This is a genomic window from Ralstonia sp. ASV6, from assembly GCF_016429285.1.
Lineage (GTDB): Bacteria > Pseudomonadota > Gammaproteobacteria > Burkholderiales > Burkholderiaceae > Ralstonia > Ralstonia flaminis.
Genome location: NZ_JAELUI010000109.1, coordinates 1 through 19027, shown reverse-complemented (window position 1 = coordinate 19027; position 19027 = coordinate 1). Strand labels below are relative to the sequence as shown.

Below are 19027 nucleotides of genomic sequence, written 5' to 3'. Positions count from 1 at the left end.
CGGGCTGTGGATGATCAGCCCCGTTTCCGTATTGAGTCCGACCGAACGCGGGTCGACATTCATCGACCCGACGAAGAGCGTGCTGCGGTCAACAATGACCGACTTCACGTGCAAGCTCGCCTGCGCCGACCGGAACGTACCGAACAATTTCGGCCGATCGCCCAGCGTGGGACGCAGTTCATAGAGTTCGACACCATCGCCCAACAACGCACTGCGGTATTTGGCATAGCCGACATGCACGATGGGCGCATCGGTCGCGGCCAGAGAATTGGTCAGCACGCGCAAGTGCACGCCGCGCGCCTCCAGATTCTTGGCCACCGCCATGCCACGCGCACCAGGCACAAAGTACGGTGAAATCAGAATGACCTCTCGCTGGGCCTGCTCGATCTCGTGCAGCAGCGTCTGGGCGACGCGCTCCTCGCTTGAGGTGACATCGTCACCGGATACCTTGGCTGGGCGATCGACCGTCACCCGCGCCGGCGCCCATTCGAGCCGCAGGCGGTTGCGGGCGATCTGGTCCGCCAGGAACCAGTCGCCTGCGGCGGGGCGCAAGGGCAACGCGTCCGGTTGCGCCGGAGGCTGCCCTGCCCGTGCGGATGCTGGCCCCTGCGGACCGGGCGCGGCATCCATGTCGACAGGCTGCGTGGGCACCTCAATGTGTTGCGGCGGCGCTGCGGGCCGATCCGGCATCGTCACCGGCGGCGGATAGTTGCCCTCCTTCGGCTCGGGCGGATGCGCGGTGCTGGGCTCGGGTGCCAGTGCCTCTACCGGATAGGCGAATTCGCTGTTCCAGTACGCATCAAACGCCGCCGACAGTTGCCGCACCGCTGGCCCCGCTGCCAGTACGTCTAGGTCGACGAAATTGGTGGTCTCGTTTTGCGTGAAATACTCCGCACCGAGGTTACGACCGCCCGTGACGGCCAGCGCGTTGTCGGCAATGAACGCCTTGTTGTGCATGCGCCGGTTGACGCGACGGAACTCGGCCGCACCGCTCAGATAGCGCGTCAGGTTCGACATGCGGCCGCCCGGAAACGGGTTGAACAGCCGCACATCAATATTCTTGTGCGACGAAAACCTGAGGAAAGCCAGATCGCGCCCGTCGCTGTGGAGATCGTCGACCAGCATGCGCACGCGCACGCCGCGCTCGGCAGCAGCCCGCACGTGGCGCATCAGCTCACGCACGGAGTTGTCGCTCTCGATGATGAAGTACTGCAGATCCAGCGTGCGCTCTGCACGGTCCGCCAGCGTGAGCAAGGTGGCATAGGCCTCTTCCCCGGAGGGGATCAGCCGGAAGCCAGACACATCCGCCGACGGCGCCGCAGCCTGTGCCAGACGCCCGAGCGTGGTGGCCGATTCGGCGTTGGGCAGCGCATTGCTGACAGGCCGATCGACATGTTCAGGCAGGCTGACGCAGCCCGCCAGCAACAGCGCAGCAAACCACGCAAACGAAGCCAGCCACGCGCGGCGAGTCGTGCACGATGGAATCTGCGGGTGCCCTTGCATGTTCGTTGGTGTTCTTTTGCGATGGTTGGTCGACAGGACGGCCTCTGCACATCAGCATGCGGCGTGCCACGCCTCACATGCCTGGTGAGACTACGCCAGCCTTACAGCGCCACTGTATCCGTGTTTGTCCGACGCCACCCCGGGGCATGTCAGAATGCGCACATCGTCGCGTGCCGAGCCGAGCCCTTTTTCTCCTTCTTCGATGCCGACCAGTACCACCGCGTTTTTTGCCTCCCTCCTCTTCCTCGTGCACTGCGTGGGCGTGTTTGCCGCCGTCCACGCGGTGCTTACCGTGCGTACCTCGCAAGGCGCCATCGCCTGGGCCATTTCGCTGGTGACGCTACCCGAGTTCACGCTGATCCCTTACCTGATCTTCGGGCGCAGCACGTTTGCCGGTTACGTGGATGCACGACGCTTTCACAACGCACGCCTGCGCGAGATCACGCTCTCCGATGACTGGCGCCGCCTGCGTGACCACGAATCAAGTGTGGTCGAGCCGCAGCACGCCTGCATGCAGGCCTTGCCACGTCTCACGGGCATGCCATGCCGGTCACACAATCGCGTGCGCCTGCTCGTAAACGGCGCGGAAACCTTTGACGCCATCTTCGCAGCCATCCCACAGGCGCGTCGCGTGCTGATCGTGCAGTTCTTTATCGTGCATGACGACACACTGGGCCGCCGCTTGGCCGAGGCAATGCTTGAACGCGCCCGTGCCGGGGTGTGCGTGTACTTCCTGTTCGACAGCATCGGCTGCCATGCCCTGCCCCGCCACTACGTGCAGCGTCTGATCGACGGGGGCATCCACGCCAAGCCGTTCGCCACGCACAGTGGCTTCGTCAACCGCTTTCAACTCAATTTCCGCAATCACCGCAAGCTGGTGGTAGTGGACGGCGAACGTGCGTACGTGGGCGGCCACAACGTCGGCAACGAATATCTGGGCGAGAGGCCGCCGCTCTCGCCGTGGCGCGACACGCATATCGAGATCGTCGGCGCGGCGGTTATGGACCTGCAGTTCACCTTTGCCGAAGACTGGTACTGGGCCGCGAAAGAAGTGCCGCAACTGCTCGTGCCAGAGCAGTGCCCCGAGGAAAACATGGTCTGCCAAGCGGTTGCCAGTGGCCCGGCTGACAAGCAAGAGACCTGCTCACTGTTCTTCATGGAGGCCATCCAGTCGGCGCGCAAGCGGCTATGGATCACCACGCCGTATTTCATTCCGGATGAGGCCGTGTTTGCCGCACTGCGCCTGGCCGTGCTGCGCGGCGTGGATGTGCGCATCCTGATCCCATCTCGACCGGACCACCGCGTGGTGTTCCTGGCCTCGACGCTGTACGCGCATCAGGCCATCCGCGCGGGCGTAAAAATCTACCGTTATCTGCCCGGTTTCCTGCACCAGAAAGTCGTGCTGATCGACGACGACGCGGCAGCCGTGGGCAGTGCCAACCTAGACAACCGCTCGTTCCGCCTGAACTTCGAGGTGATGGTCATGACTGCCGACCAACGCTTCGCCACCGATGTCACGCGCATGCTTGAAGCCGACTTTGCTGAAGCCACCCGCATTGGCCGCGATGAATACGAGCGCGCCCACCCGCTGCGCCGCGTGATCATGCACGTGGCCAAGCTGTTCGCGCCGATCCTGTAGTTCTGCATCGCAATCGCCAGAATTCACCCGCAAGAAGCGGAGCGCCACAACGCATCGTCGTCCCTAACCTGAAGCCCAACACTTTCAGGACCAGGAGACGTGCGATGCCCGCCACCCTTGACTCATCGATCGACCGCCTGCCCTCCGGCTTCAACCGGTTAGCGGGCTCCAACCTCGCCGCGCAATCTGCCGAGCAGATCGCGCTGGCCGCCATGCCGATGGTGGCGGTGCTTACCCTGCACGCCAATGCCAGCACGGCGAGCTGGCTGCAGGTGGCGCTCACGCTGCCGTTCGTGATGTTTGCCATTCCCGTCGGCATGCTGGCGGACCGCTGGCCCAAACGCACGTTGATGGCCGGCGCGGAGGCGGTGCGTGCGGTGGCGCTGTTCGTGGTGGCCGGTCTGCTGCTGGCGGGGCACCTGAACCTGACTGCACTCAGCGTGCTGGGCTTCGTGGCGGTATGCGGCACGGTGGTGTTCAGCGTGGCGGCACCGGCGTTGGTGCCATCGCTCGTACCACCGATGATGCTCTCGCGTGCCAACGGGCGCATCGAGCTGGCGCGCACCGTGGCGTTTGCCTGCGGCCCGGCCATCGGTGGCGCGCTGATCGGCTGGACCGGCGCCATGACGGCCTTCGTACTGGCCGCCGCGCTATCCGTTGGTGCGGCAGCGCTGCTGACAGGCGTGCCCTCGCCCGCGGCTGCCGCACGGCGTGCGACGCATCCGCTGCGCGACATCGCCGAGGGCACGCGCTTCGTGTTCCATCACCCGCTGCTGCGGCCGGTGTTCATTACGCAGTGCCTCTTCACAATGTCCTTTTTCATGGTGCTCGCGGTCTTCGTGCCGTATGCGGCGCACCGGCTTGGGCTGTCGGCGCAGGCCATCGGGCTCACGCTCGGGATGTACGGTGCAGGCATGGTGATCGGCGCACTGCTCGCTGCGCGCATCCTGGCGCACTGGCGCTTTGGCCATGTGGTGGCAACCGGCCCCGTATGCGGGCTGGCCGGCGGTGCGTTGCTGGCAGCGACGCTCTGGCAGCCATGGCCGGCGCTCGCCCATGCGGGGTTCTTCATGCTGGGGTGCGGGCCGATCCTGTGGGTAGTCAGCACGACCACGCTGCGGCAGACGGTCACGCCGCCCGCACTGCTGGCGCGCGTGTCGGCGGTCAACGTGATGTCGTACGGTGCGCGGCCGGTGGGGGCTGCATTGGCCGCATGGCTGGCGGCGCAGGCGGGTACCGGTACGTGCTTGCTGATGGCGCTGGCCGGCTTTGCGCTGCAGTTGTTATGCATCCTCCAGTCGCCGGCAGTCCGGCTTGCGCGTCAGCCGAGTCCAGATGACGCCGATACCGCGCTCAACCCAGCCTGACGCTATTGCGTCTGCGCGTGTGCATCGCGCCAAGCGCGCGGCGTCATGCCAAAGTGGGCGACGAACCAGCGCGTGAATGATGCCTGCCGCGTGTACCCCAGCAGCGCCGCTACCCGGCCGATCCGGTAACTCGGGTTGGCCATGTAGCGGACGGCCAGGTTGTGGCGCACCTCCTCCACCAGTTCGGAGAACGTTGCGCCGGCAGACTCCAACTGCCGCTGCAGGGTGCGTGCGCTCAGGTGAAGGTGCTCGGCCACCTGCTCTACCGAGGCACGCTCCAGCGGCAACAACAGATACACCGCGCGCCGCACTTCCTGCACCACCGCAGCCGGCCCCGACACGTTGAGCGGCTCGGCCAGGCTTTCTGCATAGCGCACGAGCGCCGGGTCAGCGGCTGGGTTGGGCGTCTCCAGATCGGCCGCTACGCAAACGATGCCGTTGAAATCGCTGTCAAACACGATCGGGCAACCGAACACGCGGCGATGCAGGCTGACATCCATCGGGGCTGCATGCGTGAAGTGGATGCCGCGCGGCTTCCAATGTGTGCCCAGCAGCGCACTGCAAATGCGGGCCAGCACACCCACGGCCAACTCGTTGGCCTGGCGCAATGGCACGGGCGCCTCGGTGATGATCTCCTCCCGGATGACCACCATGTCGCCATCGGATTCCAGGTAGACCGCCAGCGCCTCGTTCATGAGATGGCGATACTGGATGATGGCCTGCAACGCCTCGCGCAGGGTGCGCTTGTGCCCGAGCAGCAGGCCAAGCACGCCAAAATCCAGTTCCTGCCGCGCCTCGGCCATCTGCAGGCCAAGTGTCGGGCACGGCGCACTGGCCGCCGTGACCTCCATCAACTGACATGTCGCCACCACGGGCACGAGCTGCTCCGTGTCCGCCAGCTTGGCCGGGTCGAGCCCCACCTGCCGCAACGCCTCCTGCGGGTTGAATCCGAGCCGCCGCACGACCTGAAAGTAGCCGTTCAGCGATCGGGCGCGCACCATTGTCTCCATGGATGTCCGCCAATCTCTGGGGCCGTTTGGGCCCTCTTGGTGTTTACACGGAATGGCGCACAAAGAGAAAAACTTGGCGCCAATTGAGAAATACAACCCTACCGTCTCCCTATAGTGGAGTCCACCAGAGACATCCCCTACAGGAGCCCCACGATGCAATTTCTCGACGATTCCCTGCACCCCGAGAACCAAGACAAGGTGGTCATTACCGTTGCGCCGTACGGCCCGGAATGGATGCCGGAAGATTTTCCGGAAGACATCCCGGTCACGATGGAAGAGCAGGTGCAGAAAGCCGTGGATTGCTACAACGCCGGAGCCACCGTGCTACACCTGCACGTGCGCGAGCTGGACGGCAAGGGCTCCAAGCGGCTGTCGAAATTCAACGAGCTGATTGCCGGCGTGCGCGCAGCGGTGCCCGACATGATCATCCAGGTGGGCGGCTCGATTTCGTTTGCGCCGGAAGACGAAGGCCAGGCTGCCAAGTGGCTGTCGGACGACACGCGCCACATGCTGGCCGACCTGACCCCGACGCCCGATCAGGTGACCGTGGCCATCAACACCACGCAGATGAACATCATGGAGCTGCTGTATCCGGAATACCTGGAAGGCACCTCCCTGTCGCACCCCGCGCTGCAGCAGGCCTACCGCGAGATGACCGTGCCAGCCGGGCCACAATGGCTGGAAGAACACCTGCGCCGCCTGCAGGCCGCCGGCGTGCAGCCGCACTTCCAGCTCACCGGCATCCATGCGATGGAAACGCTGGAGCGCCTGGTGCGCAAGGGCCTCTACAAGGGTCCGCTCAACCTCACGTGGATCGGCATTGGTGGCGGTTTTGACGGCCCCAACCCGTTCAACTTCTTCAACTTCATCCACCGCGCGCCGGATGGTTGCACGCTCACGGCGGAGTCGCTGCTCAAGAACGTCCTGCCGTTCAACATGATGGCGATGGCAATGGGTCTGCACCCGCGCTGCGGCATTGAAGACACCATCATCGACCAGCACGGCAACCGCATGACCTCGGTGCAGCAGATCGAGCAATGCGTGCGCGTGGCAAAAGAACTCGGCCGCGAAATCGCCAGTGGCAAGGAAGCGCGCCAGATCTACCGCATCGGCACCTGGTACGACAGCGCCGAGGAAACGCTGGCCAAGAACGGCATGGCCCCCAACCGCGCGCCGAATGTGAAGAACCTACCGCTGCGCGCAGCCTAAACTACAAGTCGCACTTTCACCGGGCCCAACACAGGCGGCGCTCAATGCAAGCGCCGCCACTCGGAGACAACCATGAATCTGCACGCTGCCGACCCGAGCGCAGACAACCACGACGGCTACCTCGTCAGCCGACCCCAAGCGTGGTTTGCGTTTGCGATGACTTTTGCGCTGATGCTGTTCGACTACATCGACCGGCAAGTCATCGTGTCGCTGTTCCCGCACCTGAAGACGGCCTGGGCGCTGTCGGACAAACAACTGGGTGCGCTGGTGTCCGTCATCTCGATCGTGGTGGCGGTGGGGGGCTTGCCGGTAGCACTGATGGCTGACCGCTTCAGCCGCGTCAAGAGCATCGTCATCATGGCGACGGTGTGGAGCCTGGCCACCATCTCTTGCATGTTCACGCGCAACTACGGGCAGCTGTTCACCGCGCGCGCCATCGTCGGTGTGGGTGAAACCGGCTACGGCTCGGTGGGGGCGGCGCTCATTGCCAGCCTCTTCCCCAAACGCCTGCGTGCCACGCTGATGGGCGCCTTCTTTGCAGCGGCATCCGTGGGCTCGGTGCTGGGGGTGCTGCTTGGCGGTGTGATTGCCGCACGCTGGGGCTGGCAGGCGGCCTTTGGCGTAGTGGGCGTGCCTGGGTTGCTGCTGGCGCTGCTCTACGTGTTCGTGCCGGACTACAAGACGGTGGCAATGGCGCCCGGTGCGGCGCAGACGCGGCAGTCAGCAGGAACGCTCCTGCAACGCGTGGCCGGCGCACTCACGCATTCACGCACGCTGTGGTGGACCTGCCTGGGCGCGGCCTTCCAGCTGATTGTTGTATCGACCATCTGGTCGTGGCTGCCGAGCTACCTGAACCGCTACCATGGCACACCGCCGGACCGTGCCGCCATGCAGGCCGCGCTGGTCGTGCTGTGCGGCGCACTGGGCGCCTTCGTGTGGGGCGTCGTGGCCGATGTGGTGGCGGCGCGCCGTCAGCGCAACCGGCTACTGGCCGTGGCGGTGCTGGCCATCGTTACGCTGCTGGTGTTCACCACGGCGTTCGGCACGACCATGCCAGCCAACCAGCAATTCCTGCTGATCGCCTTCGGTGGCTTCCTGATGACGTGCACGGTGGCACCGGCATCCAGCGTGGTGTTCGACGTCGTCCACCCGGGTGTGCGTTCCACAGGGGCTGCAGTGCTTTCACTGTTCCAGAACCTGTTCGGCCTGGCGATCGGCCCGTTCGTGGGCGGCGCCATGTCCGATGCATGGGGCCTGCAGACCGCACTGGCTGTCATGCCGATCTTCGGTGTGGTTGCAGCAGGCTGCTTCCTGCTGGCCGCGCGCAGCTATGAGGCCGAACTGAAACGCGTGGCCAGTGTGCAGGTGGATGCAGCGCCCGCCCTCAGCCCATCTGCAGTGGCCTCTGCGTGAGCACCTAGCCCGACTTAACCGCGCGCCGCCTCCCAAGGCTACCCCATCCCCTCTCCGCTTTGACCGCGGCTCGCCCAGCGAGCCGTGCCGGCGGCGCGCACCCCAAACATCTGAAAAAACCTGGAGATACCCATGGCAACCGCAGTCCGCTTTCATGAAACCGGCGGCCCCGAAGTCTTGCGCTGCGAGACCATCGAAGTCGGCCAGCCCGGCCCCGGCCAGGTCCGCCTGCGCCACGAGGCCGTCGGCCTGAACTTTGCCGATACGTACTTCCGCTCGGGGCTCTACCCGGTACCGCGCCCGGCCGGCATGGGTGTCGAAGCCGCCGGCATCGTCGAAGCCGTGGGCGAGGATGTGACCAACGTGGCCGTGGGCGACCGCGTGACATACACCGGCTTCATCAACACGCTGGGGGCATATAGCACCGAGCGCCTCATCCCCGCCGCACCGCTCATCAAGCTGCCGGACGCCATCGCCTGCGAAACCGCCGCTGCCATGACCATGCGCGGCCTGACCTCGGCCTACCTGCTGCGCCGCATCTATCCGTTTGCCAAGGGCGACACCATCCTGCTGCATGCGGCTGCGGGCGGCGTGGGGCTGATCGTCTCGCAGTGGGCCAAGCTGCTCGGGTTGACGGTGATTGGCACCGTATCGAGCGAAGCCAAGGCGGACATCGCCCGTGCACATGGCTGCGATCACGTCATCAACTACACACACGAGGACGTCGCCAAGCGCGTGCGGGAGTTGACCAATGGCGTTGGCGTGAACGTGGTGTTCGACAGCGTGGGCAAGAACACCTTTGAGGCCTCGCTCGACTCGCTCAAGCGGCGCGGGCTGATGGTGTGCGTGGGTACCGCGTCAGGCCCGATCCCGCCGTTCAATCCGCAACTGCTGGCAATGAAGGGATCGCTGTACATGACGCGCCCGGCGCTGGCCGATTACATCGCAGACCCAGCCGAGAAAGCTGCGCTTGCCGGCGAGCTGTTCGACCACGTGGCTGCCGGGCGCATCCAGATCGAGATCCATCAACGCTACGCGTTGGAGGAGGCCGTGCAGGCACACCGTGATCTCGAAGCACGCAAGACGACGGGTTCCTCCGTCTTCGTCATCTGAGGGGGCCCGCATGCGTGTCGAACAATTGACCCACGCGCTGGGTGCCGAGCTGATTGGCGTGCAACTGGCCGATGCAGTGCAAAGCGACGACCTGTTTTCGGAGATCCGCGCTGCACTGCTCAAGCACCGCGTGGTCTTCCTGCGCGATCAGGACCTGAGCCGCGCGCAGCACGTCGCCTTCGCCCGCCGCTTTGGCGATCTGGAAGACCACCCTGTCGCCGGCAGCGACCCTGAGCACCCGGGTCTCGTGCGCATCTACAAGACGCCCGACCACCCGAACGACCGCTACGAAAACTGCTGGCATGCTGACACCACGTGGCGCGAGGCGCCGCAGTTCGGTGCCGTGCTGCGCTGTGTGGAATGCCCGCCCGTCGGCGGCGACACCATGTGGGCCAACATGGCGCTGGCCTACGAAAAGCTGCCGGATGACGTGAAGCGCGACATTGCCGACCTGCGTGCGCGCCATAGCATCGAGTCCAGCTTTGGTGCGGTCATGCCGATCGAGAAGCGACTCGCACTCAAGGCGCAGTACCCCGATCCGGAACACCCGGTGGTCCGCACACACCCGGAGACCGGTGAGAAGGTGCTGTACGTGAACGGCTTCACCACGCATTTCACGAACTACCACACGCCGGCGCGCGTGCGCTACGGGCAAGACGCCACGAACGGGGCCTCGGAGCTGCTGCGCTACCTGGTCAGCCAGGCGTACATCCCTGAATATCAAGTGCGCTGGCGCTGGAAAGCCAACAGCGTGGCCATCTGGGACAACACCGCCACGCAGCACTACGCCGTGATGGATTACCCGCCGTGCCATCGCAAGATGGAGCGCGCGGGCATCATCGGCAGCAAACCGTTCTAACGATCGCTGGGGCAAACCGCACCCAGTGGCGATTACACCAAGAGGAGACCCTGCATCATGAAGAAGAAACACATCGCCCCCGCAGCATTGCTTGCCTGTGCCGGCGCGGCCTGCGCGCAATCGAGCGTGACGCTGTATGGCGTGGTGGATACCAACATCGAGTACGCCACCAACCTGCCGGGCGCCACACCCGGCAGTTCAGGCAACCGCGTGTCCATGCAGAGCGGCGGCCTGTCCGGCTCGCGCTGGGGCCTGCGCGGGGTGGAAGACCTGGGCAGTGGCCTGAGCGCCCTCTTCGTCCTGGAAAGCGGCTTTGCGAGCGACACCGGGCAATCACAACAAGGCGGCCGCCTGTTCGGCCGCCAGGCCTACGTGGGCCTGAAGAGCAGCACGGTGGGGCAGTTCACCTTCGGCCGCCAGTACACAACGCTGTTCCAGCTGCTCGCCAACTTCGAGCCGATGGCGTATTCCACGCAGTACGAGCCGGCCGCCGTGCAGACCGGCGTCAATTTCCGCTCGGACAACACCGCCATGTACACCGGCACGTTTGGTCCGGTCACGGCACAGGCACACTGGTCGTTCGGCACCGGCGCACCAAGCGTCAACCCAACCGGCGGCGGCAATGGCGAAGTTCCCGGCCAGGCGCGTCGTGACAGCGGCTACGGCGCGGGCGTGGCGTACTCGGCCGGCCCGATCGGCGCCACGCTGGCCTACGACCAGTACAACCCGAGCGTGCCGCTGGGCGGTGGCGCGTTCAGCTCAGGCTCCGTGCGCAAGGCCGCCATCGCGGGCAGCTACCTGTTCGGCGACGTCATCAAGATCATGGGCGGCTATCGCTGGGGCCAGAACAAGAACGCCAACGGCAGCGTAGCCCTGCGTGATGACTACTACTGGGGCGGCGTGAACTACCAGGCGACCAATGCGCTGACGCTGTCGCTGGAATACTCGTATCAGAAGATCAAGACGATCAACAGTGCGCCATCGACCCAGCCCAATCCGTGGCAGGCGGCCTTCATTGCTGACTACACACTCTCCAAGCGCACCGACCTGTACCTGAGCACCGCCTACGCGCGCAACGCAGGGCTGGCGCTGGACCAAGCCACCGTGGACCTCAACGCAACGGGTTACGGCCTGGCCGCCGGCAAGACGAGCATGGTCGGCATGGCAGTCGGCATCCGCCACAAGTTCTGAGCGACCTACACCACGGGAGGCGGTTGCCGCCGTCTCCCCGGTCGGCATTCGAGGAGGGCGACCTCCTCGTTTTTTCTTCCACGCGTTCTTTCACGCTGTAGCGATCCACAACGATGTCCAAGCTCTCTCCCACGATCCTGATGGTGCCCGGTCTGCGCGACCACGTGCCCGAACATTGGCAGACACTGCTGCAGGCCAAGCTGCAGGCCGACGGCATCAAAACCGCCTCGGTGCCACCGCTGGAAGCCGACAAGCTGAGTTGCACAGCGCGCGTGACGGCGCTGGACAAAGCGCTGGCCACCATCGACGGGCCGGTCGTTCTGGTTGCGCACAGCGCGGGCGTGATGATCACCGCGCATTGGGCACGCCGGCATGCGCGCAAGATCCACGGCGCGCTGCTCGCGACGCCGGCCGATCTCGACACACCGCTGCCGTCGGGTTACCCCACCCACGACGCACTGCAGACGAACGGCTGGCTGCCCTGCCCGCGCCGGCCGCTGCCGTTTCCGAGCATCGTCGCGGCCAGCCGCAATGATCCGCTCGCCGCTTACGATCGCGTGGCCGACATGGCCGCCGACTGGGGCAGCCGCCTAGTCGATCTGGGCGAGGTTGGGCACCTGAATCCCGCCGCGGGGTTCGGCCCATGGGCGGATGCGGAAGCGCTGCTCCATGACCTCCTTTGATCGACACGCTCCCGCGCGCCATGCAGTGTCGGCGCCGCAGCGTACGCAGCTCACCATCGACGTCTTCTTCGATCTGATCTGCCCGTGGTGCTGGATCGGTACGCGCCATCTGGCCAGTGCGCTGCGCTCGTTTGCAGCGCTGCGCCCCGACATGTGCCCCAAGGTGCAATGGCGCTCGACACAACTGCTGCCAGACACACCCGTTGAAAGCGAGCCCTACCAGGCGTTCTACCTCAACCGCCTGGGCAGCCCCGCAGCCGTTTCCGCGCGGCGCGCCCAAGTGCAGCAGGCTGGGCATGCCGCCGGTATCGAGTTCGATTTCGCTCGCATCAGCATCCTGCCCAATACCCAGCGCGCTCACCGTTTGATCGGCAGGTTTCTGCAGCGCAATGCCGATGCGCAACCGGCCCCACTCGTCGAGCGGTTGTTCCGTGCCTATTTCCAGGAAGGCGAAGACATCGGCGACGATGACGTTCTGCGGCGCCTGGCAGCGGAATGCAGCCCCACGCAAGGCGCCACACAGGCCGCGTGCTCAGCCGTCGCGCCAACGCAGGCACCGCTTGGGGTGGAGGTGCCGGGGGTGCCCTACTACGTCTTCAACTCGAAGATCACGGTCTCGGGTGCACATCCGCCAAGCGCCCTGTTGCATGCCATGCAACGCGCTGTTTCTCCGCAGCAATGGGCACACCATGTCGCGTAACGTCACGGTCACCCGCACGCGCGAACTGCCTAGCGGCCAACGCAAGCTGGTCTTCATGGAGGGCCGCAGCATCGTGCTGTTCAACGTCGATGGCCGCCTTCATGCCGTCGACAACAGTTGTCCGCACACCGGCGCGTCGCTGGCCGGTGGGCGCCTGGATGGCAACGTTCTGCAATGCCCCGCGCATGGCCTGCGGTTCGACCTCGCCACGGGCTGCACACCGGGTGCAAACGGCTTGTGCCTGAAGACCTTCCCGGTGCGCGTGGTTGGGGACGACATCGTCCTCGTGGTGGATGGCGCTGCCTGACCCCGCTGCTCGCCCACACGGGCTTCCCTATGCAACGCTCTCACCCTCATGCAAGACAACCTGATCACCCCAACCCCGTCGGCCTACACCTACCCGCTGCTCGTCAAGCAATTGCTGACCAATTCGCAATGCCTGTACGGCGATCAAGAGATCACGTATCGCGGTGAGCTGCGCTACAGCTACCGCACGTTTCGCCAACGTATCGGCCAGTTGGCTTCGGCCTTGGCGGCGCTGGGCATACAGCACGGCAACACCGTGGCCGTCATGGACTGGGACAGCCATCGGTATCTGGAGAGCTACTTCGGCATCCCAATGATGGGCGCGACGCTGTTCACCGTGAACGTGCGCCTCTCGGCGCAGCAGATTCTCTACACGCTGAATGACTCTGGCGCCGAGGTGGTGCTGGTGCACGCAGATTTCCTACCCCTGCTGGAAGAGATCCGGGCAGAACTGCAGTCGGTGCGTCAGGTGGTGGTCATTGCCGATGGGCAAGCCGTGCCGCAGACCGGCTTTGCAGTGGCGGGTGAATATGAGGCGCTGCTGGACCGGGCCTCACCCGACTTTGCGTTTCCCGAGTTCGACGAACACACCCGGGCGGCCACGTTCTACACCACCGGCACCACCGGCGACCCCAAGGGCGTGAGCTACAGCCACCGCGACATCGTGCTGCACACGCTGACCACCGGCATGGCACTCAGCGCGCCACGCGCTGGGCAACGGCTGCACCGTGAAGACGTCTACATGCCGATCACGCCGATGTTCCATGTGCTGGCCTGGGGCATGCCCTACATTGCAGTCACGCTCGGCCTGAAGATCGTCATGCCGGGTCGCTACGCACCGGACGTTCTGCTCAAGCTGCACGACACCGAGCGCGTCACGTTCTCGCACTGCGTGCCGACCCTGCTGCAGATGTTGTTGCAAGCCTCGGAAGGCGGCATGGTCGACCTGTCGGGGTGGAAGATCATCATCGGCGGCTCGGCGCTGTCGCCCGCGCTCTGCGAGGCGGCGCTTGCGCGCGGTATCGACGTGTTCGCGGGTTACGGCATGTCGGAGACGGGCCCCGTGGTATCGCTGGCGCAACTGCCGCCCAAGTTCCGACCATCGAACCGGCAGGAAGAGGTGCGCATGCGCTGCTCAACCGGGCGCCCCGTGCCGATGGTCGACTTCCGCATCGTCGACGATCAGCTGCGCGATGTGCCCCGCGACACCAAGGCCCAGGGCGAAATCGTCCTGCGCGCCCCCTTCCTCACCCAGGGCTATTTCAAGAAGCCCGAAGCCTCCGAAGCGCTCTGGGAAGGCGGGTACCTGCATACGCAAGACGTTGCGGTGATGGGGCCCGACGGCTTCGTTCAGATCGTTGATCGCATCAAGGACGTGATCAAGACCGGCGGTGAATGGGTATCGTCGATCGAGGTGGAGCAACTGATTGCCGAGGTGCCGGGCGTGCTGGAGAGCGCGGTCATCGGCGTGCGTGACGCGAAGTGGGGCGAGCGCCCCATGGCTTTCGTCGTCCGCAAGACCGGCCGCCACGTGAAGGCCGAGACCATTCGCGAGCACCTGCTGCTGCTCGTCGATGCCAAGCGCATCAGCAAGTACGCGGTGCCGGAACTGGACCGCATCGCCTTTGTGGCCGAGATCCCGAAGACCAGCGTCGGCAAGATCAACAAAAAGGTACTGCGCAACAACGCGGCGTGATTCGGCTTTCGATCCCGCCGGAACATCGGCTGAACGACATGGCCTGCGCCAGGTGATAAAGCCGCCTGGCTAGGTCTGTCGCACGTTCGCGTCAGTGCGCCTCACTCCTTGCCACCATGAACACACTCAGTATCAAGACACGGTTGATTCTTCTGGTTTCCGTCCTGCTGGCGTTGCTCACGCTGTCTTGCGTCATGGGCCTGCTGCGAATGCATCAGGCCAACGCGGTGGTTGAGGCGCTCTACAACGACCGCGTGGTACGCCTCGGGCAGCTCAAGATCGTCTCCGACGGCTATGCGGTTGGTATCGTGCAGATTGCGCAGGAAGCGCTGGATGGCGCCGTCACGCCCGCTGACGCGGCACAGAAGCTCGCCGCCGCGCAGTCGGGCATCAAGCAGGCATGGCAAACCTACGCCGGTGCGCCTCTGGCGCATCAGGAAAGCGCGTTGGTGGCGCAGGTCGATCCGTTGATGAAACGGGCAGACGTTGCGATCGGGCACCTGCTTGATCGGTTGAAAGCCAACGACATCGGCGGCCTGCGTGCCAGCATCAGCAGCGAGACGCCCCCGGTCGTGAAGCCTGTCGTGCAAGTGCTTGGCCAGTTGACCCAGTTGCAAATGGCCATCGCAAAGCAGGAGTACGTGCAGACTCAAGCGGCGTACCGGGCTGCGCTGTGGCGCGTCATTGGCGCGATGGCATTGACCCTGACCGTTGCCGTGTTGGCCTGCGGGTGGCTGATCCGCTCGATCACCAGGCCGCTGGCGGAAGCGGTTCGCGTAGCAAGAACCGTGGCCGCCGGCGACTTGACTTGCCGAATCGCGGTCTCGGGTCGCGACGAAACGAGCCAGTTGCTGGCCGCGCTCAAACACATGAATGAGAATCTGCTGCATATCGTCGGCGGCGTGCGCACAGGCAGCGAGGCCATCGGGTCGGCAACGCAGCAGATCGCTGCAGGTAATCTCGACCTGTCTTCGCGTACGGAACAACAAGCCGCTTCGCTCGAAGAAACCGCGTCCAGCATGGAGCAATTGACGGGCACCGTGCGGCAGAACGCCGACAACGCTCGGCAGGCAAGTGCGCTCGCTGACAACGCCTCGGAGACTGCCAGTCGCGGCAACGACGTAGTCACGCGCGTGATCGGAACGATGGGGCAGATCGGCGAGAGCTCGACAAAGATTGCCGACATCATCGGCATCATCGAGGGCATCGCGTTCCAGACCAATATCCTGGCGCTCAACGCGGCAGTGGAAGCAGCCCGAGCCGGCGAGCAGGGGCGTGGCTTTGCCGTGGTTGCCGGCGAGGTGCGCACGCTCGCCCAGCGCTCGTCCAGTGCAGCCAAGGACATCAAGGGCCTGATTGAAACCTCCGTCACCCGCGTAGCGGCCGGCACCGAACTCGCCGGCCGCGCCGGACGCACGATGCAGGAGATCATGCGCGCCGTGGCTCAGGTCACGGACATCATGAGCGAGATTGCCGCAGCGTCGGAGGAGCAGAGCCGAGGCATCGAGCAAGTCGGGCAGGCCGTCACGCAGATGGACGAAGTCACACAGCAGAATGCGGCGCTCGTAGAACAAGCCACAGCGGCCGCGCAATCACTCGAAGATCAGGCCGCCGAACTCAAGGCAGCAGTGGCGGTGTTCCGGTTGACCCCGACGGCATCGACGGCCTCCTGAAAGCGATCGGTGCACTCGGTGCTGGCGCCGGGCCTCATTGCCCATGTGGACGAGATACCGAAGGCCCGCGTCGGCAAGATCAACAAGAAGGCACTGCGCGAGCGCTCGGTGTCGAGCGCTTGGCCCACTGAACGCCGGAGCTGCCGCGTGCACAGCGCCCCGGCGAACCCACCATCACACCATGCGGCGGATACCGAAGCGTTGCGCACGGCGTCGCCACACCAGACCGTAGTACGCCCCCTGCATCAAGAACATCGCGATGAACGCAGCGGGATACGCCGCCCAGATGCCATCGGTGCCGATGTGCCGGCTCAGCATCCATGCCACCGGCACTTCCACCGCTGCAATGGCGATGATGGAGATGGCCGTCGGCGCCATCACCGTACCGCTGGCACGCATGACGCCCGAGAACACGCTTGCCATACCGAAGATGACCGAGCTCCACAACGAGATATGCAGCAGGCTCTGGGCCAGGCTCATCACTTCGGTGTTCGTGGTGAACCAGCCGATCACGGAGCGAGAGAACAACAACGCCAGCACCACCAGCAGCCCCGTAATCGCCACGTTGAGCATCAGCCCGGTGCGGGTGATGGCGTCGAGCCGATCCGTATTGCCGGCGCCAATGGCCTGTGCACCCAGGATCGATGCCGTGATGGCAATCGACATGGCGGGAAACTGCACGTAGCTGATGATCTGCGTGCCGGCGCCGTAAGCGGCCGTGGCGTCCGACCCGAAGCTGTTGACGAACGACAGCAGCGCCAGCTCTGCAATCGAGATCACGACAAGCTGAACGCCCGTCGGCACGCCGATCTTCAGAACAGTCCTGAGCACCCGAAAGTCCACCCACAGATGCCGTGCGAGTACGGCATCTGGCGCGAGCGGATGATTGCGGCGGCGCAGGAAGAACGCCAGCCACACCAGCGCCACCGTGAACGACACAATCGTCGCCACGGCACCGCTGGCCACACCCAGTTGCGGCAGACCAAACCAGCCACGGATCAGCGATGGCGTGAGCACCAGCCCAATCGACGTGGAAAGCGCCAGCGTACGCAACGGCGTGCGCGTGTCGCCCACGCCACGCATCATCGCGGTGGCGAGCAGGTAGACGAACAGACCCGGCATGGCGTAGAGCATGACGCTGGCATAGAGCGTGGCGTCCTGCAGGATGTCAGCTGGCGTGCCAAGCCAGCGCAGCAGTGCCTGCGCAAACGGGCCGCCCAGCAGCGCCACGGTCAGGCCCACGGCAAAGCCCACCGACAGCGTGGTGCCGGCCACGGTCTTCACCGCCTCCAGCTTCTTGGCGCCCCACGCCTGCCCGATCAGCACCGCCGCGCCCGAGCCCAGCCCGATGATGAAGGCGATGAAGAAGAACAGGATTGGAAAGAACGCCGACACCGCTGCCAGTGCCTTCACACCCAGCATGTGTCCAACGTAGACATTGTTGAGCGTGCCGGACAGCGATTGCAGGATGTTGGCGAGAATCAGCGGCCCGAGAAAGGCCACAAAGGTGCGCCACAGCGGACGCGCTGCGGTGGGATTGGATTGGGGAGTGCTCATGCGGCGTGTTGTCCTTCTTCTTGTGTGGGGGGGGCCGATGAGCCGAATGCACGGCTCGCAAGCCAGCGGGCATGTTCGCGCACGTCAGCAGGCCAGGCCTCAGTGCAGACAACAAAGCGTTGGGCATCGCCAGCAAACAAGGCGCGCAGGGCATCTTCATAAGCAGGGGCATTGCCCGCCATGGCCGAAACAAAGCCATAGGCCACGTCGACTGCCGCGCGCTGGCGATCGCGTGCTTCGCTGGCGCGGCGGGCATCTTCGACCAGCTTGCGCAGCGTGACCGACGCCCCGCCGGGCTGCGAGGCCAGCCATTCCCAATGACGCGGCAGCAGTGTGACCTCGCGCGCAGTCACGCCCAGCTTCGGGCGGCCCGGGCCACGCGGTAGCGCTGGTTCGTCAGGAATCTCGGGAGCGGATTGGGCGGGAAGCCGGGCCAGTACGTCGTCAACCGAGCCACGCAGGTCAAGCTCGACCACATCGCTGGTTGCGTCGTCAAAGACGAGCACGGTGGCATCGGCATGGTGGTCGACGTAGGCTTTGACCGCCTGCGCAACATCGCGCAACGGGCCGGCGGCAATACGCCGCGCGCCGGCAAACGCCGTACAGGTCACAACCGATGCGGGATGCATGATCAGGCTCCAGTGAAACAAAGGAGCCAATTCTACCCGGATTTAATTTGACATCAATATCTTCCGGGTAGAAATGTGTTGTTGTGCAGAATGCGACACCTGTGGGCGACGTAGCGTGCCGATCACGCCGCCTGCTGCACGCGCGCCTCGACCAGCAGGCGTTTGAGTTCCGGCACGCATGAGCCGCAATTACCGCCCGCCTTCAGACAAGCCGTGATCTCGCCAGTGGATTGCAGACCCTGCGTGCGGATGGCATCGCAGATGGTGTTGCGGCCCACGCCAAAGCACGAGCACACGGTGGGGCCAACGTCTGCACCGGCTTCGATCGGCTGGCCAAGCAGCACGCCTGCACGGTCCTGGTCTTCCAGGCGCGCCTGCGCGAAGAGACCCGCCAGCCAGTTGCGCGATGGCAAGTCCGGGCGCGGCGAGAGAAACACACAGGCTTCGATGCAGTCGTCCACCACATGTACCGCGCGATA

The 19027-nt window shown here is 64.9% G+C and carries 17 protein-coding genes; 12 read left to right on the top strand and 5 right to left on the bottom strand.

Annotated elements, in window-relative coordinates; translation table 11 throughout:
* Positions 1-1503, bottom strand: a 1503-nt coding sequence (locus JHD73_RS19865) for a phospholipase D family protein (protein ID WP_199031950.1), incomplete at its 3' end; no start/stop codon positions are given.
* Positions 1504-1705: 202 nt separating this feature from the next.
* Here JHD73_RS19865 and cls point away from each other — a divergent pair.
* Together cls and JHD73_RS19855 are read left to right on the top strand one after the other, a co-directional pair.
* The gene (cls, locus tag JHD73_RS19860) at positions 1706-3142 is read left to right on the top strand and encodes a cardiolipin synthase (RefSeq protein ID WP_199031949.1); all 1437 of its coding nucleotides are present in this window, start codon (positions 1706-1708) and stop codon (positions 3140-3142) included.
* A 104-nt stretch (positions 3143-3246) separates the two neighbouring features.
* The gene (locus JHD73_RS19855) at positions 3247-4509 is read left to right on the top strand and encodes an MFS transporter (RefSeq protein WP_199031948.1); all 1263 of its coding nucleotides are present in this window, start codon (positions 3247-3249) and stop codon (positions 4507-4509) included.
* Between the two features lie 2 nt (positions 4510-4511).
* Here the strand turns inward: JHD73_RS19855 and JHD73_RS19850 are convergent, their stop codons facing one another.
* Entirely contained in the window at positions 4512-5519 is a 1008-nt protein-coding gene (locus tag JHD73_RS19850; protein ID WP_199031947.1) for an AraC family transcriptional regulator, read from the bottom strand.
* A gap of 153 nt (positions 5520-5672) precedes the next feature.
* Here JHD73_RS19850 and JHD73_RS19845 point away from each other — a divergent pair, with 153 nt between their 5' ends.
* From JHD73_RS19845 to JHD73_RS29540, 10 genes are all read left to right on the top strand, one after another.
* The gene (locus JHD73_RS19845) at positions 5673-6728 is read left to right on the top strand and encodes a 3-keto-5-aminohexanoate cleavage protein (RefSeq protein ID WP_199031946.1); all 1056 of its coding nucleotides are present in this window, start codon (positions 5673-5675) and stop codon (positions 6726-6728) included.
* Between the two features lie 72 nt (positions 6729-6800).
* Complete coding sequence (locus JHD73_RS19840; protein ID WP_199031945.1) at positions 6801-8141, top strand: MFS transporter; 1341 nt, start codon at positions 6801-6803, stop codon at positions 8139-8141.
* 132 nt (positions 8142-8273) lie between these two features.
* A complete protein-coding gene (locus tag JHD73_RS19835; protein ID WP_199031944.1) occupies positions 8274-9254 on the top strand; it encodes a quinone oxidoreductase in 981 nt (326 codons plus the stop codon).
* Between the two features lie 10 nt (positions 9255-9264).
* Positions 9265-10113, top strand: coding sequence for a TauD/TfdA family dioxygenase (locus tag JHD73_RS19830; protein ID WP_199031943.1), 849 nt, complete (start codon positions 9265-9267; stop codon positions 10111-10113).
* Positions 10114-10170: 57 nt separating this feature from the next.
* Positions 10171-11304 (top strand): porin, encoded by a 1134-nt coding sequence (locus tag JHD73_RS19825; protein ID WP_199031942.1) that lies wholly within the window; start codon positions 10171-10173, stop codon positions 11302-11304.
* A 113-nt stretch (positions 11305-11417) separates the two neighbouring features.
* On the top strand, positions 11418-11987 hold the full coding sequence (locus JHD73_RS19820) for an alpha/beta hydrolase (RefSeq protein WP_199031941.1): 570 nt from the start codon (positions 11418-11420) through the stop codon (positions 11985-11987).
* A complete protein-coding gene (locus tag JHD73_RS19815) occupies positions 11974-12687 on the top strand; it encodes a DsbA family oxidoreductase (RefSeq protein WP_199031940.1) in 714 nt (237 codons plus the stop codon). The genes JHD73_RS19820 and JHD73_RS19815 overlap by 14 nt, the downstream gene beginning before the upstream one ends.
* Positions 12677-12994, top strand: coding sequence for a Rieske 2Fe-2S domain-containing protein (locus tag JHD73_RS19810; protein ID WP_199031939.1), 318 nt, complete (start codon positions 12677-12679; stop codon positions 12992-12994). The genes JHD73_RS19815 and JHD73_RS19810 overlap by 11 nt, the downstream gene beginning before the upstream one ends.
* Positions 12995-13042: 48 nt before the next feature.
* On the top strand, positions 13043-14689 hold the full coding sequence (locus JHD73_RS19805) for a fatty acid--CoA ligase (RefSeq protein WP_199031938.1): 1647 nt from the start codon (positions 13043-13045) through the stop codon (positions 14687-14689).
* A gap of 116 nt (positions 14690-14805) precedes the next feature.
* Positions 14806-16362: a methyl-accepting chemotaxis protein gene (locus JHD73_RS29540; protein ID WP_199031937.1), complete on the top strand. Its 1557-nt coding sequence runs from the start codon at positions 14806-14808 to the stop codon at positions 16360-16362.
* A gap of 174 nt (positions 16363-16536) precedes the next feature.
* Here the strand turns inward: JHD73_RS29540 and JHD73_RS19795 are convergent, their stop codons facing one another.
* From JHD73_RS19795 to JHD73_RS19785, 3 genes are all read right to left on the bottom strand, one after another.
* Positions 16537-17919, bottom strand: a complete 1383-nt coding sequence (locus JHD73_RS19795) for an MATE family efflux transporter (protein WP_199031936.1) — start codon at positions 17917-17919, stop codon at positions 16537-16539.
* Entirely contained in the window at positions 17916-18548 is a 633-nt protein-coding gene (locus JHD73_RS19790) for a DUF2239 family protein (RefSeq protein ID WP_199031935.1), read from the bottom strand. The genes JHD73_RS19795 and JHD73_RS19790 overlap by 4 nt, the downstream gene beginning before the upstream one ends.
* A gap of 122 nt (positions 18549-18670) precedes the next feature.
* The coding region (locus JHD73_RS19785) for a (2Fe-2S)-binding protein (protein WP_199031934.1) at positions 18671-19027 on the bottom strand (357 nt) is incomplete at its 5' end.

What these genes read in the sequence shown, in the direction of transcription:
- cls (WP_199031949.1), top strand. Translation starts at nt 1,706, where the DNA reads ATGCCGACCAGTACCACCGCGTTTTTTGCCTCCCTCCTCTTCCTCGTG.
- JHD73_RS19855 (WP_199031948.1), top strand. Translation starts at nt 3,247, where the DNA reads ATGCCCGCCACCCTTGACTCATCGATCGACCGCCTGCCCTCCGGCTTC.
- JHD73_RS19850 (WP_199031947.1), bottom strand. Translation starts at nt 5,519, where the DNA reads ATGGAGACAATGGTGCGCGCCCGATCGCTGAACGGCTACTTTCAGGTC.
- JHD73_RS19845 (WP_199031946.1), top strand. Translation starts at nt 5,673, where the DNA reads ATGCAATTTCTCGACGATTCCCTGCACCCCGAGAACCAAGACAAGGTG.
- JHD73_RS19840 (WP_199031945.1), top strand. Translation starts at nt 6,801, where the DNA reads ATGAATCTGCACGCTGCCGACCCGAGCGCAGACAACCACGACGGCTAC.
- JHD73_RS19835 (WP_199031944.1), top strand. Translation starts at nt 8,274, where the DNA reads ATGGCAACCGCAGTCCGCTTTCATGAAACCGGCGGCCCCGAAGTCTTG.
- JHD73_RS19830 (WP_199031943.1), top strand. Translation starts at nt 9,265, where the DNA reads ATGCGTGTCGAACAATTGACCCACGCGCTGGGTGCCGAGCTGATTGGC.
- JHD73_RS19825 (WP_199031942.1), top strand. Translation starts at nt 10,171, where the DNA reads ATGAAGAAGAAACACATCGCCCCCGCAGCATTGCTTGCCTGTGCCGGC.
- JHD73_RS19820 (WP_199031941.1), top strand. Translation starts at nt 11,418, where the DNA reads ATGTCCAAGCTCTCTCCCACGATCCTGATGGTGCCCGGTCTGCGCGAC.
- JHD73_RS19815 (WP_199031940.1), top strand. Translation starts at nt 11,974, where the DNA reads ATGACCTCCTTTGATCGACACGCTCCCGCGCGCCATGCAGTGTCGGCG.
- JHD73_RS19810 (WP_199031939.1), top strand. Translation starts at nt 12,677, where the DNA reads ATGTCGCGTAACGTCACGGTCACCCGCACGCGCGAACTGCCTAGCGGC.
- JHD73_RS19805 (WP_199031938.1), top strand. Translation starts at nt 13,043, where the DNA reads ATGCAAGACAACCTGATCACCCCAACCCCGTCGGCCTACACCTACCCG.
- JHD73_RS29540 (WP_199031937.1), top strand. Translation starts at nt 14,806, where the DNA reads ATGAACACACTCAGTATCAAGACACGGTTGATTCTTCTGGTTTCCGTC.
- JHD73_RS19795 (WP_199031936.1), bottom strand. Translation starts at nt 17,919, where the DNA reads ATGAGCACTCCCCAATCCAATCCCACCGCAGCGCGTCCGCTGTGGCGC.
- JHD73_RS19790 (WP_199031935.1), bottom strand. Translation starts at nt 18,548, where the DNA reads ATGCATCCCGCATCGGTTGTGACCTGTACGGCGTTTGCCGGCGCGCGG.